At 43.3% G+C, this 18,183-nt stretch carries 22 protein-coding genes and 1 other RNA gene; 17 read left to right on the forward strand and 6 right to left on the reverse strand.

The annotated features are described in order from the left end of the window. Positions 1-283: 283 nt before the first annotated feature. Positions 284-598 (reverse strand): hypothetical protein, encoded by a 315-nt coding sequence (locus M654_RS11780; RefSeq protein ID WP_026587097.1) that lies wholly within the window; start codon positions 596-598, stop codon positions 284-286. Between the two features lie 158 nt (positions 599-756). On the opposite strand from M654_RS11780, the gene M654_RS11785 reads away from it, so the two are divergent. Continuing rightward, complete coding sequence (locus M654_RS11785; protein WP_026587098.1) at positions 757-1,212, forward strand: OsmC family protein; 456 nt, start codon at positions 757-759, stop codon at positions 1,210-1,212. Positions 1,213-1,225: 13 nt separating this feature from the next. Here the strand turns inward: M654_RS11785 and erbB are convergent, their stop codons facing one another. The 4 genes from erbB to M654_RS11805 form a co-directional block, all read right to left on the reverse strand. Then, positions 1,226-1,600: an SMR family multidrug efflux transporter EbrB gene (erbB, locus tag M654_RS11790; protein WP_026587099.1), complete on the reverse strand. Its 375-nt coding sequence runs from the start codon at positions 1,598-1,600 to the stop codon at positions 1,226-1,228. A gap of 13 nt (positions 1,601-1,613) precedes the next feature. Beyond that, positions 1,614-1,931: an SMR family multidrug efflux transporter EbrA gene (erbA, locus tag M654_RS11795; RefSeq protein WP_026587100.1), complete on the reverse strand. Its 318-nt coding sequence runs from the start codon at positions 1,929-1,931 to the stop codon at positions 1,614-1,616. A 57-nt stretch (positions 1,932-1,988) separates the two neighbouring features. After that, a complete protein-coding gene (locus tag M654_RS11800) occupies positions 1,989-2,180 on the reverse strand; it encodes a hypothetical protein (protein WP_026587101.1) in 192 nt (63 codons plus the stop codon). Between the two features lie 270 nt (positions 2,181-2,450). Further along, positions 2,451-2,672 carry a hypothetical protein gene (locus M654_RS11805; protein WP_026587102.1) on the reverse strand — a complete coding sequence of 74 codons (222 nt, stop codon included), beginning with the start codon at positions 2,670-2,672 and terminating at the stop codon, positions 2,451-2,453. Between the two features lie 102 nt (positions 2,673-2,774). Between M654_RS11805 and M654_RS11810 the strand changes: the two genes are divergently transcribed. The 10 genes from M654_RS11810 to M654_RS11855 all read left to right on the forward strand — a co-directional run bounded on the left by M654_RS11810 (position 2,775) and on the right by M654_RS11855 (position 11,144). Then, positions 2,775-3,176 (forward strand): YmaF family protein, encoded by a 402-nt coding sequence (locus tag M654_RS11810; RefSeq protein WP_026587103.1) that lies wholly within the window; start codon positions 2,775-2,777, stop codon positions 3,174-3,176. Positions 3,177-3,281: 105 nt separating this feature from the next. Then, positions 3,282-4,226 (forward strand): tRNA (adenosine(37)-N6)-dimethylallyltransferase MiaA, encoded by a 945-nt coding sequence (miaA, locus tag M654_RS11815; protein ID WP_026587104.1) that lies wholly within the window; start codon positions 3,282-3,284, stop codon positions 4,224-4,226. 41 nt (positions 4,227-4,267) lie between these two features. Next, positions 4,268-4,489 carry an RNA chaperone Hfq gene (gene hfq / locus M654_RS11820; RefSeq protein ID WP_003182047.1) on the forward strand — a complete coding sequence of 74 codons (222 nt, stop codon included), beginning with the start codon at positions 4,268-4,270 and terminating at the stop codon, positions 4,487-4,489. Between the two features lie 285 nt (positions 4,490-4,774). Then, complete coding sequence (locus M654_RS11825; RefSeq protein WP_026587105.1) at positions 4,775-4,987, forward strand: hypothetical protein; 213 nt, start codon at positions 4,775-4,777, stop codon at positions 4,985-4,987. 251 nt (positions 4,988-5,238) lie between these two features. Next, entirely contained in the window at positions 5,239-5,634 is a 396-nt protein-coding gene (gene nrdI / locus M654_RS11830; RefSeq protein WP_026587106.1) for a class Ib ribonucleoside-diphosphate reductase assembly flavoprotein NrdI, read from the forward strand. After that, positions 5,591-7,693, forward strand: coding sequence for a class 1b ribonucleoside-diphosphate reductase subunit alpha (gene nrdE, locus M654_RS11835; protein WP_026587107.1), 2,103 nt, complete (start codon positions 5,591-5,593; stop codon positions 7,691-7,693). The genes nrdI and nrdE overlap by 44 nt, the downstream gene beginning before the upstream one ends. A 20-nt stretch (positions 7,694-7,713) precedes the next feature. Beyond that, on the forward strand, positions 7,714-8,691 hold the full coding sequence (gene nrdF / locus M654_RS11840) for a class 1b ribonucleoside-diphosphate reductase subunit beta (RefSeq protein ID WP_026587108.1): 978 nt from the start codon (positions 7,714-7,716) through the stop codon (positions 8,689-8,691). A gap of 120 nt (positions 8,692-8,811) precedes the next feature. Continuing rightward, a complete protein-coding gene (locus tag M654_RS11845) occupies positions 8,812-9,429 on the forward strand; it encodes a hypothetical protein (RefSeq protein WP_026587109.1) in 618 nt (205 codons plus the stop codon). A 75-nt stretch (positions 9,430-9,504) separates the two neighbouring features. Next, positions 9,505-10,170 carry a GntR family transcriptional regulator gene (locus M654_RS11850; RefSeq protein ID WP_035428082.1) on the forward strand — a complete coding sequence of 222 codons (666 nt, stop codon included), beginning with the start codon at positions 9,505-9,507 and terminating at the stop codon, positions 10,168-10,170. 5 nt (positions 10,171-10,175) lie between these two features. Continuing rightward, the gene (locus tag M654_RS11855; RefSeq protein WP_026587111.1) at positions 10,176-11,144 is read left to right on the forward strand and encodes a DMT family transporter; all 969 of its coding nucleotides are present in this window, start codon (positions 10,176-10,178) and stop codon (positions 11,142-11,144) included. A 35-nt stretch (positions 11,145-11,179) separates the two neighbouring features. On the opposite strand, the gene M654_RS11860 is transcribed toward M654_RS11855, so the two are convergent. Beyond that, entirely contained in the window at positions 11,180-11,941 is a 762-nt protein-coding gene (locus M654_RS11860) for an N-acetylmuramoyl-L-alanine amidase (protein WP_026587112.1), read from the reverse strand. Between the two features lie 150 nt (positions 11,942-12,091). Here M654_RS11860 and ssrS point away from each other — a divergent pair. From ssrS to M654_RS11890, 6 genes are all read left to right on the forward strand, one after another. Beyond that, positions 12,092-12,275: non-coding RNA, 6S RNA (gene ssrS, locus M654_RS11865), on the forward strand. Positions 12,276-12,424: 149 nt separating this feature from the next. Next, positions 12,425-12,844, forward strand: coding sequence for an HIT domain-containing protein (locus tag M654_RS11870; RefSeq protein WP_026587113.1), 420 nt, complete (start codon positions 12,425-12,427; stop codon positions 12,842-12,844). Between the two features lie 249 nt (positions 12,845-13,093). After that, positions 13,094-13,528: an SMI1/KNR4 family protein gene (locus M654_RS11875; protein WP_142246154.1), complete on the forward strand. Its 435-nt coding sequence runs from the start codon at positions 13,094-13,096 to the stop codon at positions 13,526-13,528. Positions 13,529-14,035: 507 nt separating this feature from the next. After that, positions 14,036-15,859, forward strand: coding sequence for a T7SS effector LXG polymorphic toxin (locus M654_RS11880; protein WP_026587115.1), 1,824 nt, complete (start codon positions 14,036-14,038; stop codon positions 15,857-15,859). Position 15,860: 1 nt separating this feature from the next. Continuing rightward, the gene (locus tag M654_RS11885; protein ID WP_026587116.1) at positions 15,861-16,415 is read left to right on the forward strand and encodes an SMI1/KNR4 family protein; all 555 of its coding nucleotides are present in this window, start codon (positions 15,861-15,863) and stop codon (positions 16,413-16,415) included. Between the two features lie 449 nt (positions 16,416-16,864). Continuing rightward, positions 16,865-18,124, forward strand: a complete 1,260-nt coding sequence (locus M654_RS11890) for an MFS transporter (RefSeq protein WP_026587117.1) — start codon at positions 16,865-16,867, stop codon at positions 18,122-18,124. Positions 18,125-18,183: the final 59 nt, after the last annotated feature.

Consider the following 18,183-nt stretch of genomic DNA (forward strand, 5'->3'; position numbering starts at 1 on the left):
AAATGGAGACGATCACTTTGCTCCGTTCTAACCAATTTAGATTGATCAGTCGAAAAATGATGAGGTGAGATCAATGACTCGCAGCACTCCTGATTTCATGAACGAATGTTTAGCTTAGTGCTGAAAAAGGATATGAAGCAATGGATTGAACTTTGGGGTGACAATGCCGTATTGATTGCCGCCTGATATGCCAGCTTGTGGAAGCACGCTTAACAGAAGACTGTAAAAGCCGGGCTGAACGGTCATTTAGCGCTTTTTTTGACCGTTCAGTCTTGAATTTGTTTCAATAAAACTTTTCATTGATTTCCCACGATTCGACTGTACAGTAAGCTGTATGAGGATCCATCCCCATGCCCATTAAATAGGCCATCGCCGCCACTTCTTCCATGGCATGGTGATATGAAGTCGCTTGCGCTTCTTGCAGCCCGTAATGAACAAAGGGAGCGACCGTGCATAATGTGACCGGTTTTAGATGAGGAAATAACGGGCATTTGATCTGGTGTGCGAGGGCCTCAGACTGCGGGTACTGCGGAAAGTGAACGTTCGGTTGCGGCTGTTGGACGGTTCCCATCACATGCATATTTTCTTTGTTTTCCATTGATTTCGTCCTTTCTCGGTAATATTCGCTGTATCGTATGCTCCGCTCGTGTCCTGTGTGTTAGGCCATTGTCACGACACATACAAGCAAATAAAAGGACAAAGACGATCAAACAACGGTAGACTAAATATAAGATGAAAGAAGGAGGCTGCTTTTAAATGGCAAAACATCATTTTTATTTACAGGCCGACTGGCCGGGAAAAAGAAACGATGTCGGAAGGATTGAAAGCGGAAATCTAAAAACCGACATTTCCATACCGAATGAAATGGACGGTCCCGGTGCCGGAACAAATCCGGATGAGATGCTGCTCGGTGCAGCTGCAACATGCTATATCATTACACTTGCGGCAATGATGGAAAGGAGCGGCCTCGAAAAAGAGGAGCTGACAATGGAGTCTGAAGCCGTAGTCGATGTCACAAACGGTGTGTTTACATATGAAAAAATCATTCACAGGCCGCTGATCCGCCTACAAAAAGGCGCTTCCGAAAAAGAGGTGACGCTTGCCCGAAGACTTGCTGAAAAAGCGGAGACCTCATGTATGATTTCCCGGGCCGTCCAAGGAAATGTTGCGATCGAACTTGAGCCTGAGATTATCGTTGGAAAGACACCTTAACCAGGCCGAGCGGTCATGTTTGGCCTGAAGATGGTTCGATTGTGATCTGCCGCTCGCTGTCAGCTGTTTCCGCATGCTTTGAATTGAGCAAAACGACGCCGCCGATAATGAGGATCAGGCCGAACATCGTTTTGATGCTGAACGGTTCATTGAACATAAAATATCCGATGGCCGCAGTCAAGGCTGTCCCTGTTCCTGCCCATGTCGCATAGGCGGCGGACAGGGACAGCGTTTTTAAAGAAAAGCTCAGGAACGTAAAAGAAGCCGCAAAGCCGATCACGACTCCGGCTGTGGGTCCGGGGGCGCTGAAACCTTCCGATAACTTCAGCATCGTGCTTCCGAATACTTCTGAAAGTATGGCTGCCGCCAAAAATAAAATGCCTTTCACGGAAATCTCCTCCTTATGACAGATTGATCAGAACAACGCCTGATACAAGGCAGATGATGCCGGCGATCGCCCGGCGATTCAACCTTTCCTGGAACCACATGACACCGATGACGGCTGTTAAGACAGTGCCCGCTCCGCTCCATGTCGCATATGAGAGGCTGAGCGGAATGAATTTCAATGTCAAAGACATCATGTAAAAAGCGAGGCCGTAGCCTATTACAACGAGAATCCCGGGCTGCCAGCGCGCAAAACCGTCGGATACTTTCAGCATGGCTGCTGCGGCTGCTTCCGACAGGATTGCAATCAGAAGGAAAATGTAGCCTGCCATCATATAAAATCCCCCTTTATCCTTTTCATTGCATGATTCAAAAGGAGGGCTTTCCCTTCATCAGCCATTTCCGAAAACCGGGTGCCAATCGCAAACCAGCCTGATCATGTGAGCCAGAGCCGGATTGGACAGATCCTCTAAAGAGCTCTTGGTTTGAACTCCGCATAAAACGCCAGCCATGGTTGAAAGAAGCCCTTCATTATAAGCTGTTGCAGCAAGAACGCTTGTACACAGCTGAATCGTATTGTTCATTTTTATATCGTCAAGCGTAAAGAAACGGTTTTACGTAAGCTCCCTGGCACAGTGCCTGGTACCTCCGAGGAAATGGCCAGGAGTTCGCTTCTTCTCTCGACCGAATGAAGCATCAGGTGTTATAGCGGCCGCTTCAAAGATTTCATCTTTTTAGACATAAAAAAAACCCCCGCTTACGAACCGGTTGGTAAAATCCATCATAATTGATCCTAAAGTTTTAAGTCAAGAAAAAATTTATGTATAAAGGCCCCGAAAAAGAGCCTTTATTTGTCAATAGTAATAAGGATAGTAAGGATACGGTGGATAAGGGTATGCCAGCGGACTGAGAAGCGCTCCAGCTGTCAGGCCGCCCAAGAATCCTCCAAAAAACGGTCCCGGTCCGAAAAACGGGCGACCGAAAGGCCCGCCGAAAAAAGGTCTGCCAAAAAAAGGTCTGCCGATGATTCGCTGATCTCCGTCATAAAACGCCGGATTGTGGCCGAAATGATTCATAAAAAAACCCCTCCTATAATAAAATGAAACCTGACTAACATCAATGTATTCTGCCCAGCCGTTTTTGCCTGGGCAGTCGGCCAAAAAAGGAGTGAGCTATAGATGCCGCTGTATCAGTCAGATTGGGCAAAGTCCCCAGCTCATGCCCATGCGTACATGGCGCGAACTTCCAGAGCCAATGGCCACTACCATTTAATTGAAGGGTTTTCACAGCCTGCAAACGGGAGTAATACAGATGGGCACGTTCATTTTTATTCAGGAATTACATCATTTGAAAACGAGCATTACCACAGATACTACGGCATTACCGGACCTGCGATTCCGCGGGCGGACGGGACGCACTACCATGAAATCGAAGACACCACTTATTTGGCTTACTCAGCCGCTCCGCCGATTCGATTCGGAGGTGTTGTTTACGTAAGCGACAGCGTCAGGAGAAGGCACAGACATTCATTTAAAGGGGCCACCAGAGAAATCGTTGGAAATGAGCCGCTCGGCTGGTGAATAAGGAAATGTTTACCACTTCGAGAAAACGGGTAAAATGAAATGGGTGTTTTCGAACGCAAAATGGTATAATGGATGGAGCTTGTTTAAAGAGAGTGATCATGATTGAATAAAAAGAAGCCGCCGGTCGTCGTTCTGATCGGACCGACCGCTGTCGGAAAAACACAATTAAGCATCATGCTGGCTGAAAGTCTAAACGCCGAGATTATAAGCGGCGATTCGATGCAGATCTATAAACGAATGGATATCGGCACAGCGAAGATTAAACCTTGGGAAATGAACGGGATCCCGCACCATCTTCTTGATATAAAAGAGCCGACGGAATCCTTTTCCGTCGCCGAATATCAAGAGATTGTAAGAAAGAAAATGGCGGAAATCGAAAGGCGCGGGAAGCTGCCGATGATCGTCGGAGGAACCGGGCTTTATATCCAGTCCGTCCTGTATGACTACTCATTTACCGAAGAGGCGGGCGACCCCGGGTTTCGGACGGAGATGGAGGCGCTCTATATGGAGAAGGGAGCCGGATATGTCCACAGCCTTCTCGAAGAACGCGATTCCGAAGCGGCCAGGGCCATTCATCCGAACAACATGCGCAGGGTCATCAGAGCGCTCGAAATTTTACATACGACGGGAAAAACCATGTCTGAACATATGGAGCGACAGCAAAAAGAGCTGATGTACAACACCGCTCTCATCGGTTTGACGATGGATCGAGAGGTGCTGTATGACAGAATCAACAAGCGTGTCGACCAGATGATGGATGAAGGGCTTTTGGAAGAGGTAAAGCAGCTTTACCGTGAAAACGTGAGAGATTGTCAGTCTGTTCAGGCGATCGGATACAAAGAGCTTTACGCCTATCTTGAAGGCAGGGTATCGCTGGAGGAGGCGGTCGAGACGCTGAAACGCAACTCGAGGCGCTATGCCAAACGGCAGCTGACATGGTTCAGGAACAAAATGGACGTTTCCTGGTTTGATATGACGCCACCTGTCAAAATCGAGCAGAAAAAACAGGAAATTTTCAGTTGCATAGCAGGAAAGCTCGAACTTTAATCGAAACAATATGATATAGAGAAACAAGGAGGACCAGAAATATGAAATCGATAAATATTCAAGATCAGTTTTTGAATCAGATTCGGAAAGAAAATACATTTGTCACGGTCTTTTTGCTCAACGGATTTCAGCTGCGCGGTCAAGTAAAAGGATTTGACAACTTCACCGTATTGATTGAATCGGAAGGAAAGCAGCAGCTTATATACAAACACGCCATTTCCACATTCGCCCCGCAAAAAAACGTTCAGCTTGAACTCGAATAGCGAGATTCGGCCACACTAGACCGAGATTGTTGACAAAGTCCTGACACGGTTTACTCCTTCAGGACTTTGTCATCTTTCAGCGTGACTCGACACCTTTGCAGGTCTGACAGCGATGCGGGGGGATTTGTCGACACGCTTTAGACCATGCCCGGCATGGTCTTTTTGATGTTTCGGTCATAACAAAAATAAAATCTCGGTGCTTTCAAATTTACAAAGCGGCGTCCAATCGCTAAACTAAGTATTGTTTAACCAAATCAGTTTCAAATGCAAAGGAATGAGTTGACAATGAAACCTAAAATAGTCATCAATCACTGGGAAGAAACATGTGAAGATGATTCATGCTATGAATACGGCACAAGCATTCTCGTAAATGGCAAAGAGCTTATCAGGGAAGCTTCGATCCTCACCGCCGTTCAATCCGTCCTTAAGGAACTCGGCATTGAAGCCGATATTAAAGAGGTATGTGAGAACAAGTGTTGCGACGCTTACAAAAAATAAGTGAAAAAGTCTAGTCTTCTAACTCAATTTTTTTCGTGTTATGATAGATTTCGGTTTCATGAGTAGGGTGAGCGACGGCTCTCATTCTACTCATATTTCTTTGGCCTTTAGGCCTCCCAGAGCTGAAGCGAATTGTGAACTTTTTCAACTCGCGTATCAATATATTGTGTTTTTTCGAATGATGGTATACTATATATTGTGTAAGGACGAGTTGAGAGACTCTGAAACAATTTTAATAGGTCGTGATAATGATGATTCAGATCGTATTTGATTCAAAAACGGGAAACGTTCAGCGCTTTGTGGAAAAAACGCCTTTTCATCATAAGCGGAAGGTCGCTGCAGCGGAATATCTAGACGAACCGTTTATTTTAATCACGTACACGACAGGGTTTGGGGAAGTTCCGAAAACAACCGAGATGTTTCTTGAGAAGAACGCCCACCTTTTATTGGGTGTGGCGGCAAGCGGAAACAGAGTTTGGGGAGATAATTTTGCAAGAAGCGCAGAAAAAATATCGAAACAGTATCAAGTTCCGATTCTCTGCAAATTCGAGCTCAGCGGGACGGCCAAAGACGTTGAACTGTTTACTCGGGAGGTAGAAAGAGTTGTCACAAAATCAAGTGCCAAAATGGATCCAGTTAAACAATGAGATCATGATTCAAAAAGACGGGAAATTCCAGTTTGATAAAGATAAAGAAGCTGTACATAGTTATTTTGTCGACTACATCAACCAAAATACGGTATTTTTCCATGATCTGAAAGAAAAAATCGATTACTTAATAGAGAACGACTACTATGAAGAAGAGTTCTTAAGCCAGTACACATTTGAAGAAATCAAAGAAGTATTCAAAGAGGCTTACGCAAAAAAATTCAGATTCCCGTCCTTTATGAGCGCTTTTAAGTTTTACAACGACTATGCGCTGAAAACGAATGACAAGAAAAAAATTCTTGAGCGCTACGAAGACCGGATCTCCATCGTTGCTTTATTTTTTGCAAACGGTGATAAGGAGAAGGCGAAGGAATTTGTCAGAATGATGATCAACCAGGAATACCAGCCGAGCACGCCGACATTCCTCAATGCCGGACGGAAACGCCGCGGCGAGCTGGTCAGCTGCTTCCTCTTGGAAGTCAATGATTCCTTAAACGACATCTCCAGAGCCGTTGATATTTCCATGCAGCTTTCAAAGCTGGGGGGAGGCGTGTCGCTAAACCTTTCGAAGCTCCGTGCGAAAGGCGAAGCGATCAAAGACGTTGAAAATGCGACAAAAGGCGTCGTCGGCGTAATGAAGCTTCTCGACAACGCGTTCCGCTACGCTGACCAAATGGGTCAGAGACAAGGCTCCGGAGCGGCGTACTTAAACATTTTCCACCGCGATATCAACGATTTTCTTGATACAAAGAAAATCTCAGCCGATGAGGATGTCAGGGTGAAAACACTGTCCATCGGGGTGGTGATTCCCGATAAATTCGTCGAGCTTGCCAGGGAAGATAAAGCGGCATATGTATTCTATCCGCACACCATTTATAAAGCATACGGCGAGCATATGGACGAAATGGACATGAATGAAATGTACGACCGCCTCGTTGAAGACCCGAGGGTCAAAAAGGAAAAAATCAACCCGCGCAAAATGCTTGAGAAGCTGGCGATGTTAAGGTCTGAATCCGGTTATCCGTACATCATGTTCCAGGACAACGTCAATAAGGCGCATGCCAATAACCATGTGTCTAAGGTTAAATTTTCCAACCTTTGCTCAGAGGTCCTTCAGGCATCCCAAGTATCATCCTATACGGATTACGGCGAGGAAGATGAAATCGGTCTGGATATCTCCTGCAACCTGGGTTCTTTGAACATCCTGAATGTCATGAAAAACAAATCGCTTGAGCAGACGGTGAAGCTTGCGACCGACTCGCTGACGCACGTATCGGAAACAACAAACATCACAAACGCGCCGGCTGTCAGAAAGGCAAACAAAGCGATGAAATCGATCGGCCTCGGAGCGATGAACCTGCACGGATATTTGGCGCAAAACGGTATCGCCTATGAAAGCGAAGAAGCGAGAGACTTCGCCAATACGTTCTTTATGATGATGAACTTCTACTCCATACAACGGTCCGCAGAGATCGCCGAGCAAAAAGGGGAGACGTTCTATCAGTATGAAGGCTCTTCATACGCGACAGGAGAGTACTTTGAAAAGTACATCACACAAGACTTCTCGCCTAAATTTGAGAAGATTGCCAAGCTATTTGAAGGCATGCACATTCCGACGAAAGAAGATTGGAAACAGCTGAAAGAATACGTCAAAGAGCACGGGCTGTACCACAGCTACAGATTGTGCATCGCACCGACGGGATCTATTTCATATGTGCAGTCAAGCACAGCATCCGTGATGCCGATTATGGAGCGGATTGAAGAAAGAACATACGGCAATTCCAAAACATACTATCCGATGCCGGGCCTTGCGCCAAGCAACTGGTTCTTCTATAAAGAGGCGTATGATATGGACATGTTTAGAGTCGTGGATATGATCGCAACGATCCAGCAGCACGTTGACCAAGGCATAAGCTTTACATTGTTCCTGAAAGATACAATGACGACACGCGATCTGAACCGGATCGACCTCTATGCCCATCATAAAGGAATCAAAACACTTTACTATGCAAGAACGAAGGATACAGGGCAAGAAGGCTGCCTTTCTTGTGTCGTTTGATTAAAGGAGAGTATGCGAAAGTGACGAAAATATATGATGCAGCAAACTGGTCAAAGCATGAAGATGATTTTACCCAGATGTTTTACAACCAAAATGTAAAGCAGTTTTGGCTTCCGGAAGAAATCGCCTTAAACGGCGATCTTCTCACATGGAAGTACTTGGGCAAAAACGAACAGGACACATACATGAAAGTGCTCGCAGGGCTGACCCTTCTCGATACGGAGCAGGGCAACACCGGAATGCCTCTTGTCGCAGAGCATGTTGAAGGCCACCAGCGCAAAGCGGTGCTCAACTTCATGGCGATGATGGAGAACGCGGTTCACGCCAAGTCCTATTCCAACATTTTCATGACCCTTGCCCCGACAGAGACGATCAACGAAGTCTTTGAATGGGTGAAACAAAATAAATACCTGCAAAAGAAAGCGCGAACGATTGTCGGGATCTATGAAGAAATCCGCGGGGGCGACAAAATATCGCTGTTTAAGGCGATGGTCGCGTCGGTCTATCTGGAAAGCTTCCTGTTTTACAGCGGCTTCTACTATCCCCTTTATTTTTACGGACAAGGCAAGCTCATGCAGAGCGGTGAAATCATCAACCTGATCCTCCGGGATGAAGCGATTCACGGCGTTTATGTCGGTCTGCTCGCCCAGGAGATTTACAATCAGCAGACACCGGAGAAGAAAGAAGAGCTATATGCCTTTGCGATCGATCTATTGAAAGAGCTTTATGAAAACGAGCTTGAATATACAGAAGACTTGTATGATCAGGTCGGCCTGTCACACGATGTCAAAAAGTTCATTCGCTACAATGCAAACAAGGCGCTGATGAACCTTGGCTTTGAGGCCTATTTCGAAGAAGAAGAGATCAACCCGATCGTCTTGAACGGCTTGAATACGAAAACGAAATCGCACGACTTCTTCTCCATGAAAGGGAACGGCTACAAAAAAGCAACCGTTGAACCGCTGAAAGACGACGACTTTTATTTTGACGAAAACTAAGACGGACGGTGCGGAAGAAACATCTGTCCGCACCGCCGGCCTAACGGCTGAAAAACAAATAGCATGGCAAAACAAGAGCAGAATCGATCTGCTCTTTTATCTTGAGGAGGAACTTGATCGATGGGGAAAATGGATGAAATGATTCTCGTGGCGCCGCGGGAAGAAGTATTTGCAAAGGAAACGCTGACCTTTCAAGGTGTAAATAGTGATCGGAAAACGATCGAACAGATCATGGCGCACATCGAACGTCATTTCAGTGAGATGAGAAGGGGGGACGCCGAGGAAAACCCTGCCTTTAAACAGCCGATCCCTTATGTTGTCATGAAAAGGGATGATGAAATCTTCGTTTATGAACGGCTTGAAGGCGGCGGGGAAGCGCGGCTTCACAATAAGCTGTCGCTCGGCTTCGGCGGACATATGAACTTAACTAGCGGCCTTGGCTTTTCTGATATTTTGAAGCTGAATACAGATCGGGAGCTTGACGAAGAGCTTTTGATCCAGGAAGCAGATAAAGAAAAAATGGTGACGCTCGGACTGATTAACGATGATGAAAACAGCGTTGGCAAAGTCCATATCGGTATCCTCTCCGCGCTTGAGCTAAAAAAGGGCGCACATGTTGAAGTGAAAGAACAGGATCAGATTGCCGGCCGCTGGATGAAAGCGTCAGATCTGAAAGAGAAAAGCGTCTATGACAGGCTGGAATCATGGTCGCAGTTTGTTGTTGATATTTTAGTATAAGCATAAGAGGTTCGGCTTTACAGCCGAACCTCTTTTTATATTGAACATAAAACCAAAATGCGATATATTGGTTTTATGATGAACAATAACATTAAACCGATTAAGCGGATTTCATTCCGTGAAGAAGTCTACCAAGCGCTTAAACGCGAAATCGTCCATTTACAGTTGAAGCCTGGAGAGCGCCTTCATGATCAGGAGCTTGCTGAGCAATTCGGCATCAGCCGCACCCCTGTCAGAGAGGCACTCAAACGACTGGAGGATGAAGGGCTTGTCGAAGCGGTACCAGGATCGGCAACACGTGTAGCCCCGCTGAACCGTGAAGAGGCAGAGCATGCCTTTCCCGTAACGGCTGCATTGCACGCTTTGGCCGTCCGGCTTTCAATCCCTTCCTTAACAGAGGAGGATATAAAAGAGCTGGAGGAGCATAACAATCGTCTCCAGCATGCGATTGAAAAAGAGGACATCATCGCCGCCATTGAAGCAGATGAAGCATTTCACCGCGTATTTTTAAACACGGCCAAAAATCCGGAAATTATCCGTGCACTGGACAGAATCACCGCCAAGATTTTCCGGCTGGAAATGTCCCAGTTTTCTTCAGTCAGCAGCATGAAATCAGTTGAACAGCATCGAAAGGTCATCGAAGCCGCTCAAAAGAGAAATGCTGAAACGGCGGCGAGGCTTGCCGAGGAGAACTGGCTGAGTCTTGGAAATCGATTGGCCGGACATCAAGAAAAGGAGTGATGGGTTTGAGGCCGATTATACTTGGCATTTGCGCCGCTTTCTTTTTCGCTTTCACATTTGTCCTCAACAGAGCGATGGAGCTCGGCGGGGGAAGCTGGATCTGGAGCGCTTCTCTCCGGTTTCTATTCATGGCGCCGCTCCTCTTTGCCATCGTTTGTATGAGAGGAAATGCGGCACAGGTCTTTCAGGAAATCAAAAAAGCGCCGCTCGGCTGGATGAAATGGAGCATCGTCGGGTTCGGCTTTTTTTATGCGCCGCTGTGTTTTGCCGCCGCTTTCGGACCGGGCTGGCTGATTGCGGGAACATGGCAGGTCACCATCATCTCAGGCTCGCTATTGGCGCCGTTTTTTTATGAGACTGTCCAAACAAAAGCAGGGCTTGTGCAAATCAGGGGGCAAATCCCTTATAAGGGGTTGATGATGTCGCTTTTGATTTTGGCGGGGGTTGTGCTGATGCAGGCGGAACATGCGGCACAGCTTTCATTAAAGGAGATGGTCTTATGTGTTGCTCCGGTCATCTTAGCTTCTTTTGCCTATCCGCTCGGAAACAGGAAAATGATGGAGCTTTGCGGCGGTCGTCTTGACGCATATCAGCGCGTACTCGGAATGACGCTGGCAAGTCTTCCGTTTTGGCTGTTCCTTTCTCTATTCGGCTTTTGGCAAGCAGGTCCGCCAAGCGCCGGTCAGCTTGTCCAATCCGCTTTGGTCGCTGTGTTTTCCGGAATATGCGCAACGATTTTGTTCTTTGCCGCAACTGATATTGTCAAAGGGAATATGCAGAAACTGGCCGCTGTCGAAGCGACGCAATCATTTGAAGTTTTGTTTGCGGCAGCAGGAGAAATTGTCTTCCTTTCAAGCCCGCTGCCCGGAGCCGTATCCTGGGCCGGCATGGTCCTGGTCGTCGTAGGGATGATGTTAAACAGCTATGTATCGAACAAAAAAACGGCGGTCGAAAGCGAAGCTGTCAAAGCATGAAAAACCTGCGATCTGTGAAGACCGCAGGCTTTTTTCTATTCTTGATAAACAAAAGCATCAAATCCGGCGTTTTTTGCCTCCTGGGCCAGTGCTTCAGCATTCGCTTTAGAGGAAAATGCCCCGATTTGCACCTTATAAAGGCTGTCTCTGTAAATGACGATGGCGTCAAATCCTTTGGCTTTCGCCCTCGCCGCAAGATCATCGGCGTTTGCCTTCTTCTCGAAGGCGCCGATTTGAACTTTATAGAGAGCTGTCGTTTTTTTCGACAGACTGAATGCCCTCGCCAGTCCATTGGCATGGCCTCTGACGATGGATTGGATAAAAGTTGGTGATTTCAGTTTATTGGCGTCGTTTGCATTATCCACAAAACCATTTTCCGTGAGCAGCGCCGGCATATTCGACTCGCGCAAAACATGGAAATCGGCCGTTTTCTTGCCGCGGTCATTAAAATCGACCGCTTTTAAAATCTCTTCATGCATAATATTCTGGTAGGTGGTGGTAGGAGCGCCGACACCAGGATAAATATAGTCTTCATAGCCTGTACCGCCTCCGGCGTTAATGTGGATTGACAGGTAAAAATCAGCACCCCAGCTGTTTGCGGCGTTCGTCCTTTGCGTCAGACTGACAGTCTGGTCGCTTGTCCTACTCAGCTGCACAGAAACATTTTGATATTCATCAAGCAACAGGTTTCTGAGAGCCAAGGCGATTTGCAATGTGATATTCTTTTCCTGCAAGCCGTTGCCGGTTGCACCTGGGTCTGTACCGCCATGGCCCGGATCGATGAAAATTTTAACCACTAAACATCACCTCACTACATAATCTATGATCACCTTGTAAGAAAGGGTTGTGCGATCATCACCAACTAACAGAATTTTGTCAATATTCGGCTTATTATTGACCTTCGGCAATCAATGGTTGCTTTTTTGTTTTATCTATACTATAATCTAAATACGCTGCATTGTACGTAATGATAATTAAGTTTTAACCTTTAAGCTGTAATAGGGAGTTTTATATCGAACCTGGAATGTCAAGCCTTCTGAGAAAGGACGGCAGGAAAGTTTCTGCAGACACCCACTTTGAGGAGTGTGGTTTAAAACTTTCTTACTTGCATACGGCAATTGCAGCACCTAAGTCATTTTATTTAAAATGGCTTTTTTATTTTGCACCCAAATAGTTGACGATAATAATTTTATGTAAACTATCATTATTTTTAATATTCGAACATTCCATTTAAAGTGTATAATGATAACTAAATCAAACTTGTAGGTGTGAAGCGGAACATGTGCACATGTATATTTTGCGATATCGCGAAACAGAACGTTCATTGCTATGAAGTGTATAAAAATGAACATATCACATCATTTCTCGATCTTAATCCTATCACAAATGGTCATACACTGATTATTCCCAATCAACATATTGAAAGGCTGGATGAATTGGACGATCCCATCCTGGCAAGCGCATTCATGAACGCCTTAATCAAAATTCCTCAAATTTTAATTCAGTCAGGAATTTGTGAAGATTACACGATCCTTTCTGATAATGGAGAGCACGCTCAGCAAGATATAAAGCACGTTCATTTTCATGTGATCCCCAGACATTTACATGAAAAGCCTGTTTTTCGATTAGAAACGAATTGCCATGCAGCGAAAAGAAGCAGCTTATTTTCGGTCTGGCAAAAAATCGTCATGTCCAGGTGAATGGGGAGAGTTGAAAAATCAAATGAAACCTTAATGATCAGTTGGTAGTTACCAATGTCTTAATAAAAAGATGGTGTCCATTTAAAATTTCGCTGTTGTATGTTTCTGTGTAGTGAACTTTAGTGAGATCCTTACAAAGGAGGAGCTTTTATGGAAGAAGGAAAGTTAGTACACATGACTCTAAATGGTATCAAGAAAGCAGTTTCTAAATATGGTACATTCCCTATGTTCCATCATGGGGGGTATGTCATGGAAGATGCTGCTTTTTATTTTGAAGATCCAGCAAGTCCTCAAGCAATTAGCGACTTAGAAAAGAAGTTAGGTGTTACTTTCCCTAATGATTATAAAGAGTTTTTGTTGCAACACAATGGGATGAAAATGTTTGATGGTGTTGAAATACTTAACATAGAAGGAATCATTGAATATAACGAAGTTCAAGATTTCCCCGAGGGATACGTCCTAATTGGATATCATTTTGACGGAAGATATGTCATAGACACAAACAAATCAAGAAACGGATTAGGTTATATGTTATATCTAGATTCAATTGATGCTATAGAAGATGCGGTTAACTTAGATTCTAATTTTGAGATATGGTTTGATATGTTAGTGTCTTCTAACGGGACGAAATATTGGGAAGTGAGTCCGAATATCCAGGAGTATTATAAACTGGTTTCAGAATAAGAAGCCCACCATGGATTTACTTCTTCCTATGAAAATTCACATCGATTGGAATTAAATTACTTGTCTGATTACCTCCGCCATACTCCCTAGGTAGTTGATGATGAACATCAAATTTTGCCCAAGTTTTTTCCATATTTTTTATTGTACCAATCCCTATACGCTTGGCGTTCTTTAGTTCCCCATTTTACTCTTTTGGCACCCATTTAATAAACGCATTAAGTGGGCTAATATATTTAATCCTGATTGCTTATCTGTGTAGTCGGAGGGGAAGAACATACCCTTCATATTGTTAGGTATAATCCTTAAGTCCAAGTTAACGTTCTAATAGTTGGCTTTTTCCACTGTCTACTTAGAAGGGGGAATATCAATCTGGCTGTCTTTTTTGATTAGGTTTATTGTCATGATCTATTCGATTCATTTTCATGGACAGACAGGATTTATTCACCAATTCTTTTCCGTTTAGTGGTAAACTTTCTATTGACCATGACTTAGGAAGGGTTTGGATTCATGAAAGTATATGAAGCAAAATCACTAAAATCCGCCATGGAAGCACGATCACATGAATACAAGAAAGCCAGAGAACAGTTTGTCAATCTGCAAAGGGCTTTTATGGGGATGGCTGACTTAGGCGATGAGTTTCAGGGAAGAGGCGCTGACAATATCAAGTCCTTTTATAAAGAACATGCCAGAAATGTTGATGAATGGCTTGGTATGTTTGACATGCAAATCGCTTTTCTGGACAGCATTGCCGGAGCGTTAGAAGAAGCAGATCTGGCGGGCAACACATTCGTTGACACTTCCTTTCTGGAAAACGAATTAGAGATTGCTTATAGAAAATCAAATGAAATGGTTGCCGAACAAAAGCAAGCGATTAAAGCTATCTTAGAAGACATAAAAGACATCGTTCCGTTAGGAGTCTTTTCAACATTCGACTTTAAAGAACATATCTCTAATTCAAAAGTAATTAAAGACAACACAGTTGACAAAATTCATGAAACCGATTGGAAATTAAAAAACGAATATGAGAAATCGGAATTGAATCAAGACTACATCTATAAAAGAATCAAAGCTTTACTAGACGCTACAGGAAAAGGAAAAAACGCACAACCGATCAACTTCAATGCAAAAGCATATTACGACACAAAAGTATTCAAGTATAAAGATGAAATACATAAGAAAACAGAGGAATACCTTACAATTAAAAAAGAAGAAGCTGAAAAACGCAGGATTGAAGAGTTAAAAGAAAAGCTTGCCAAAGTATCTGATCCTGATGAATATCTTGAAATGGCCAAAGAGATTGGGTATGACAATCTAGACTCAGAGCAGAAACAATATGTTCAGGCACTGCAGAAGATGAAGCGTGATGAGTTCTTTGATCCAATTGGATTTCTTGGGGGAGTAAAAGATAATCTAGTCGATGCGGGCATTGGGTTGTGGGACGCTGCAACCCACCCGAAGGAAACACTGGAGGGCATCGGCCATGTGATCATTCACCCCGTAGATACCTTTAACATCATAAAAAAGGATATTGAAGAATCCTTCGAGCGGGATGTGATCAATGGTGATGCCTACAGCAGAAGCCATTGGTTCGGATATGCCCTTACAACGGTGGGAACATCGATAGTAGGCTCAAAAGGTGTAGACAAATTAAGCAAAGTCTCGAAAGCCGGGAAAATCGGAAAAGCTGGAGCTAAAGTAAAGTCAGTTACAAAGAAAGCCACAAGCAAAACGATGAAGGTTTCAAAGGAAGCTTTAGAAAAAAGCGTAGCGTCTTTCAAACAATCGATGAAAAGGGTCGCTTCAAAAATAAAAGGGATTCAAATACACAACCCTTTTGAGCCGCAAGTTGAATTTGCGGGCATAGGGAAAGTTCCATATAATGTACTCAATGGTGAGAAGATAAAAGAAAAGTTTATTCAGTTTATTAAATCAATAAACCCTAGAACAAGGCTGCCACGAAATCACGGGCGATGGGAAGGAACACCAGGTAACGGAAAATGGTATTCTGATAAACCAGAAGTTATTGCGGTAACAAAAGGAGAGCCTGTTGTTTTTAAAGATGGGCGGCCTGATTTTACTCCATTTTCTCGAGGGAAAATAACATTTGAAAAAGGTGAATTAAATGGAGGACGAGAAGACTTTTCAAAGGTATACGAAAAGATTATGGAGGTTAAAGGATTCCGTACTAAGGCAGAAGCAAAAGATTGGTTAAAGGAGAAAGGATTAACACCTCATCATTTAGATGATGTTACAATTCAACTTGTACCTACCGATCTCCATGGTAATATTCCACACATTGGTTCTGCATCCGATTTAAGAGGAGGTTATTAAAATGAACTTTAAAAGTATTGAGCAAAAAATGAGCCAGTTTAAAATTAAGTCTTATGTTCAAAAAGCGCATGATGAAAAAGAAATAGAGGAAATAGAAAAATCCTTGAGTATTAATTTATCAGATGATTATAAAGAATTCCTCTTAAAATATGGGGAGTGCATGATCATGGAAGATAATCTAGTCTTTCCGGTATTAGGAGACACTCCACTTTCTGATGAAGGTGTCTTACCTTTGGGTTTTTTTTATGGGCTAGAAGATAACAGATACGATATTAGGAACGTTAGAGATATTTATTTTGATCAGATGCCTGAATGGGTTCTTCCTATCGCTGATGCTGAAGGAGGAGATCAAATTTGTATAGGAGTGAAAGGGGAGAAAAAAGGAAAAATATATTTTTGGGATCATGAACTTAGAGACAGACAACAAGACCTTTTCTTAGTTGCCAATACTTTTAGTGATTTTATTCAAAGTCTATTTGTTAAAGATACACCAAAAAAGAATAAAAATGATGGGGTTATTTCGATTGAACTTGATGAAGACTTATTAAATGATTAGGAATGAAAATAGATAATATGTCACCTTATACCAAATAATTGTCTCCTATTGTCTTGATACAAATAAGTTAGTAGACGGAGGATGCTCTGTAATACCCTGGGATAACCAAGATGATTATGGACGAACTCTTAGCTGATAATTTCTTGAGTTTTTTATGGAAGAGTTTGAGGAGTCTAAAGAAAAATTGGGAAGATGAAGAATAATTATAACAACCTCATCCATATCCAGAAGTCAAAAACCATATAGAGGTCAATATGCCCTTCAAGAAAAGTCCTTTAATTAAAGGGCTTTTTTGTTTAGCCAAGTTATAAATAGTGTATGTATAATGGGAAAATAAAATTTACCTTAATGATTCCAGATCGACATTGACATAATCCAAAAATAGGATATCCTTAAGGAATAAACGGTTTGTAAGATTGAGGGATTTTTGGTAAGGGGGATCTTAAAAAATGAATAGTGATACGGTATGGCAAAGAAACTTCACTTTTCTTTTTTGCTCAAAACTGGTGAAGATAACAGCGGATTGCTTTGCAGTAAATACAATTCTGTGGTTTTTGATTTTTGAAGGAAAAGGGGCAATTGGCACCGCTCTATTGCTGGCAGTATCTTTTCTTCCGCAAGCTTTATTGGGGCCAATCATTACTCCATTAATGAAGAGAAACACTTTGAAATTTTGGATGTTCTTTGCGGACTTAACCAGAGCGATGCTCATGCTTGCGATTCCAATTTGTTATTTCAGCGGTTTTTCACCACTGTGGTTTATCTTATTACTCATGCTGATTCATTCAGCCACAGGAGCATCTTATAACCCTGCAAGTGTTTCGTTGATTCCGAAAATTGTTAAGGCAAATCTCATTCAAAAAGCAAACGCGGTAATGCAGTCATCGGAACATATTGTGAGACTTGTTGGAGTCACTGTATGTGGCGTTACTATTGTTGCTATTGGGGCGGCGCAAGCAATGTTAATAACCCTTCCATTGTATATACTTTCAGCCAGTTTAATTCTATTTATCAAATACAAAATAGAGAGAGAGGCTGAACACGAAAGTGAGAGTACAAAACAAAAAGGCGCATACTTCAAAAAATTAAAAAGAGGTTTCACTCTTGTTCGAAGTCATCATATTTTATTTCCATTAGCAGTCTATTGTGTTTTTTCTAATTTGGCGTCTGCTCCATGGGAGGCGCTTTCTGCGGTTTATATTGCTGAAGAGCTTGGGGGAGATCCTATCATTCATTCCTTATTAAAAGTGACCACAGCAGGAGGAGCTTTTTTATTAGGATATATTTTAGCAAAAGTAAAGGTAAATCGATATGGACTCCTGTTTGTGACTGCTGGAATAATCGAAGGGGTTGCATTTTTTATCACAGGAATGAATCCATTACTGCCATTAGTATTTTTAGCTGCTTTGGCTTTAGGAGCCACAATAAGCGCAATCAATGTCCCGGAGCATACGATCATTCAAATATCTGTTGATGATGAGGATCAACCACAGGTTTATTCAGTAATAAGTATGATTTCTTATGTCATGATTCCATTGGGAGCTATAGTCGGCGGTTATGCAGCAGCAGTCTTCGGTTCAGGAAAAGTAATCGCTGCCGGAGGAGTGATTGAGATCATTGCAGGTATTGCTATCCTATTGTTTACAAAGCTCGGGAAAGCTCAGAGATTGGATATGATCCGAGAAAAAGAAGAAACATTAAAAATTTGAGTTTAATGTTCAAACAAATCTAACAAAACGATTTGGAAATCTTCCGAATTTTGCGATAA

Source organism: Bacillus sp. NSP9.1, assembly GCF_000465465.2.
GTDB classification, from domain to species: Bacteria; Bacillota; Bacilli; order Bacillales; family Bacillaceae; genus Bacillus; species Bacillus sonorensis_A.

Coding starts and splice junctions, on each gene's coding strand:
- hfq (WP_003182047.1), top strand. CDS start 4,268: ATGAAATCGATAAATATTCAAGATCAGTTTTTGAATCAGATTCGGAAA.
- M654_RS11805 (WP_026587102.1), bottom strand. CDS start 2,672: ATGAATCATTTCGGCCACAATCCGGCGTTTTATGACGGAGATCAGCGA.
- M654_RS11785 (WP_026587098.1), top strand. CDS start 757: ATGGCAAAACATCATTTTTATTTACAGGCCGACTGGCCGGGAAAAAGA.
- M654_RS11890 (WP_026587117.1), top strand. CDS start 16,865: ATGAATAGTGATACGGTATGGCAAAGAAACTTCACTTTTCTTTTTTGC.
- M654_RS11880 (WP_026587115.1), top strand. CDS start 14,036: ATGAAAGTATATGAAGCAAAATCACTAAAATCCGCCATGGAAGCACGA.
- M654_RS11845 (WP_026587109.1), top strand. CDS start 8,812: ATGGGGAAAATGGATGAAATGATTCTCGTGGCGCCGCGGGAAGAAGTA.
- M654_RS11825 (WP_026587105.1), top strand. CDS start 4,775: ATGAAACCTAAAATAGTCATCAATCACTGGGAAGAAACATGTGAAGAT.
- erbA (WP_026587100.1), bottom strand. CDS start 1,931: ATGATGGCAGGCTACATTTTCCTTCTGATTGCAATCCTGTCGGAAGCA.
- M654_RS11870 (WP_026587113.1), top strand. CDS start 12,425: ATGTGCACATGTATATTTTGCGATATCGCGAAACAGAACGTTCATTGC.
- M654_RS11780 (WP_026587097.1), bottom strand. CDS start 598: ATGGAAAACAAAGAAAATATGCATGTGATGGGAACCGTCCAACAGCCG.
- nrdI (WP_026587106.1), top strand. CDS start 5,239: ATGATTCAGATCGTATTTGATTCAAAAACGGGAAACGTTCAGCGCTTT.
- M654_RS11800 (WP_026587101.1), bottom strand. CDS start 2,180: ATGAACAATACGATTCAGCTGTGTACAAGCGTTCTTGCTGCAACAGCT.
- M654_RS11810 (WP_026587103.1), top strand. CDS start 2,775: ATGCCGCTGTATCAGTCAGATTGGGCAAAGTCCCCAGCTCATGCCCAT.
- M654_RS11850 (WP_035428082.1), top strand. CDS start 9,505: ATGATGAACAATAACATTAAACCGATTAAGCGGATTTCATTCCGTGAA.
- M654_RS11885 (WP_026587116.1), top strand. CDS start 15,861: ATGAACTTTAAAAGTATTGAGCAAAAAATGAGCCAGTTTAAAATTAAG.
- M654_RS11875 (WP_142246154.1), top strand. CDS start 13,094: ATGGAAGATGCTGCTTTTTATTTTGAAGATCCAGCAAGTCCTCAAGCA.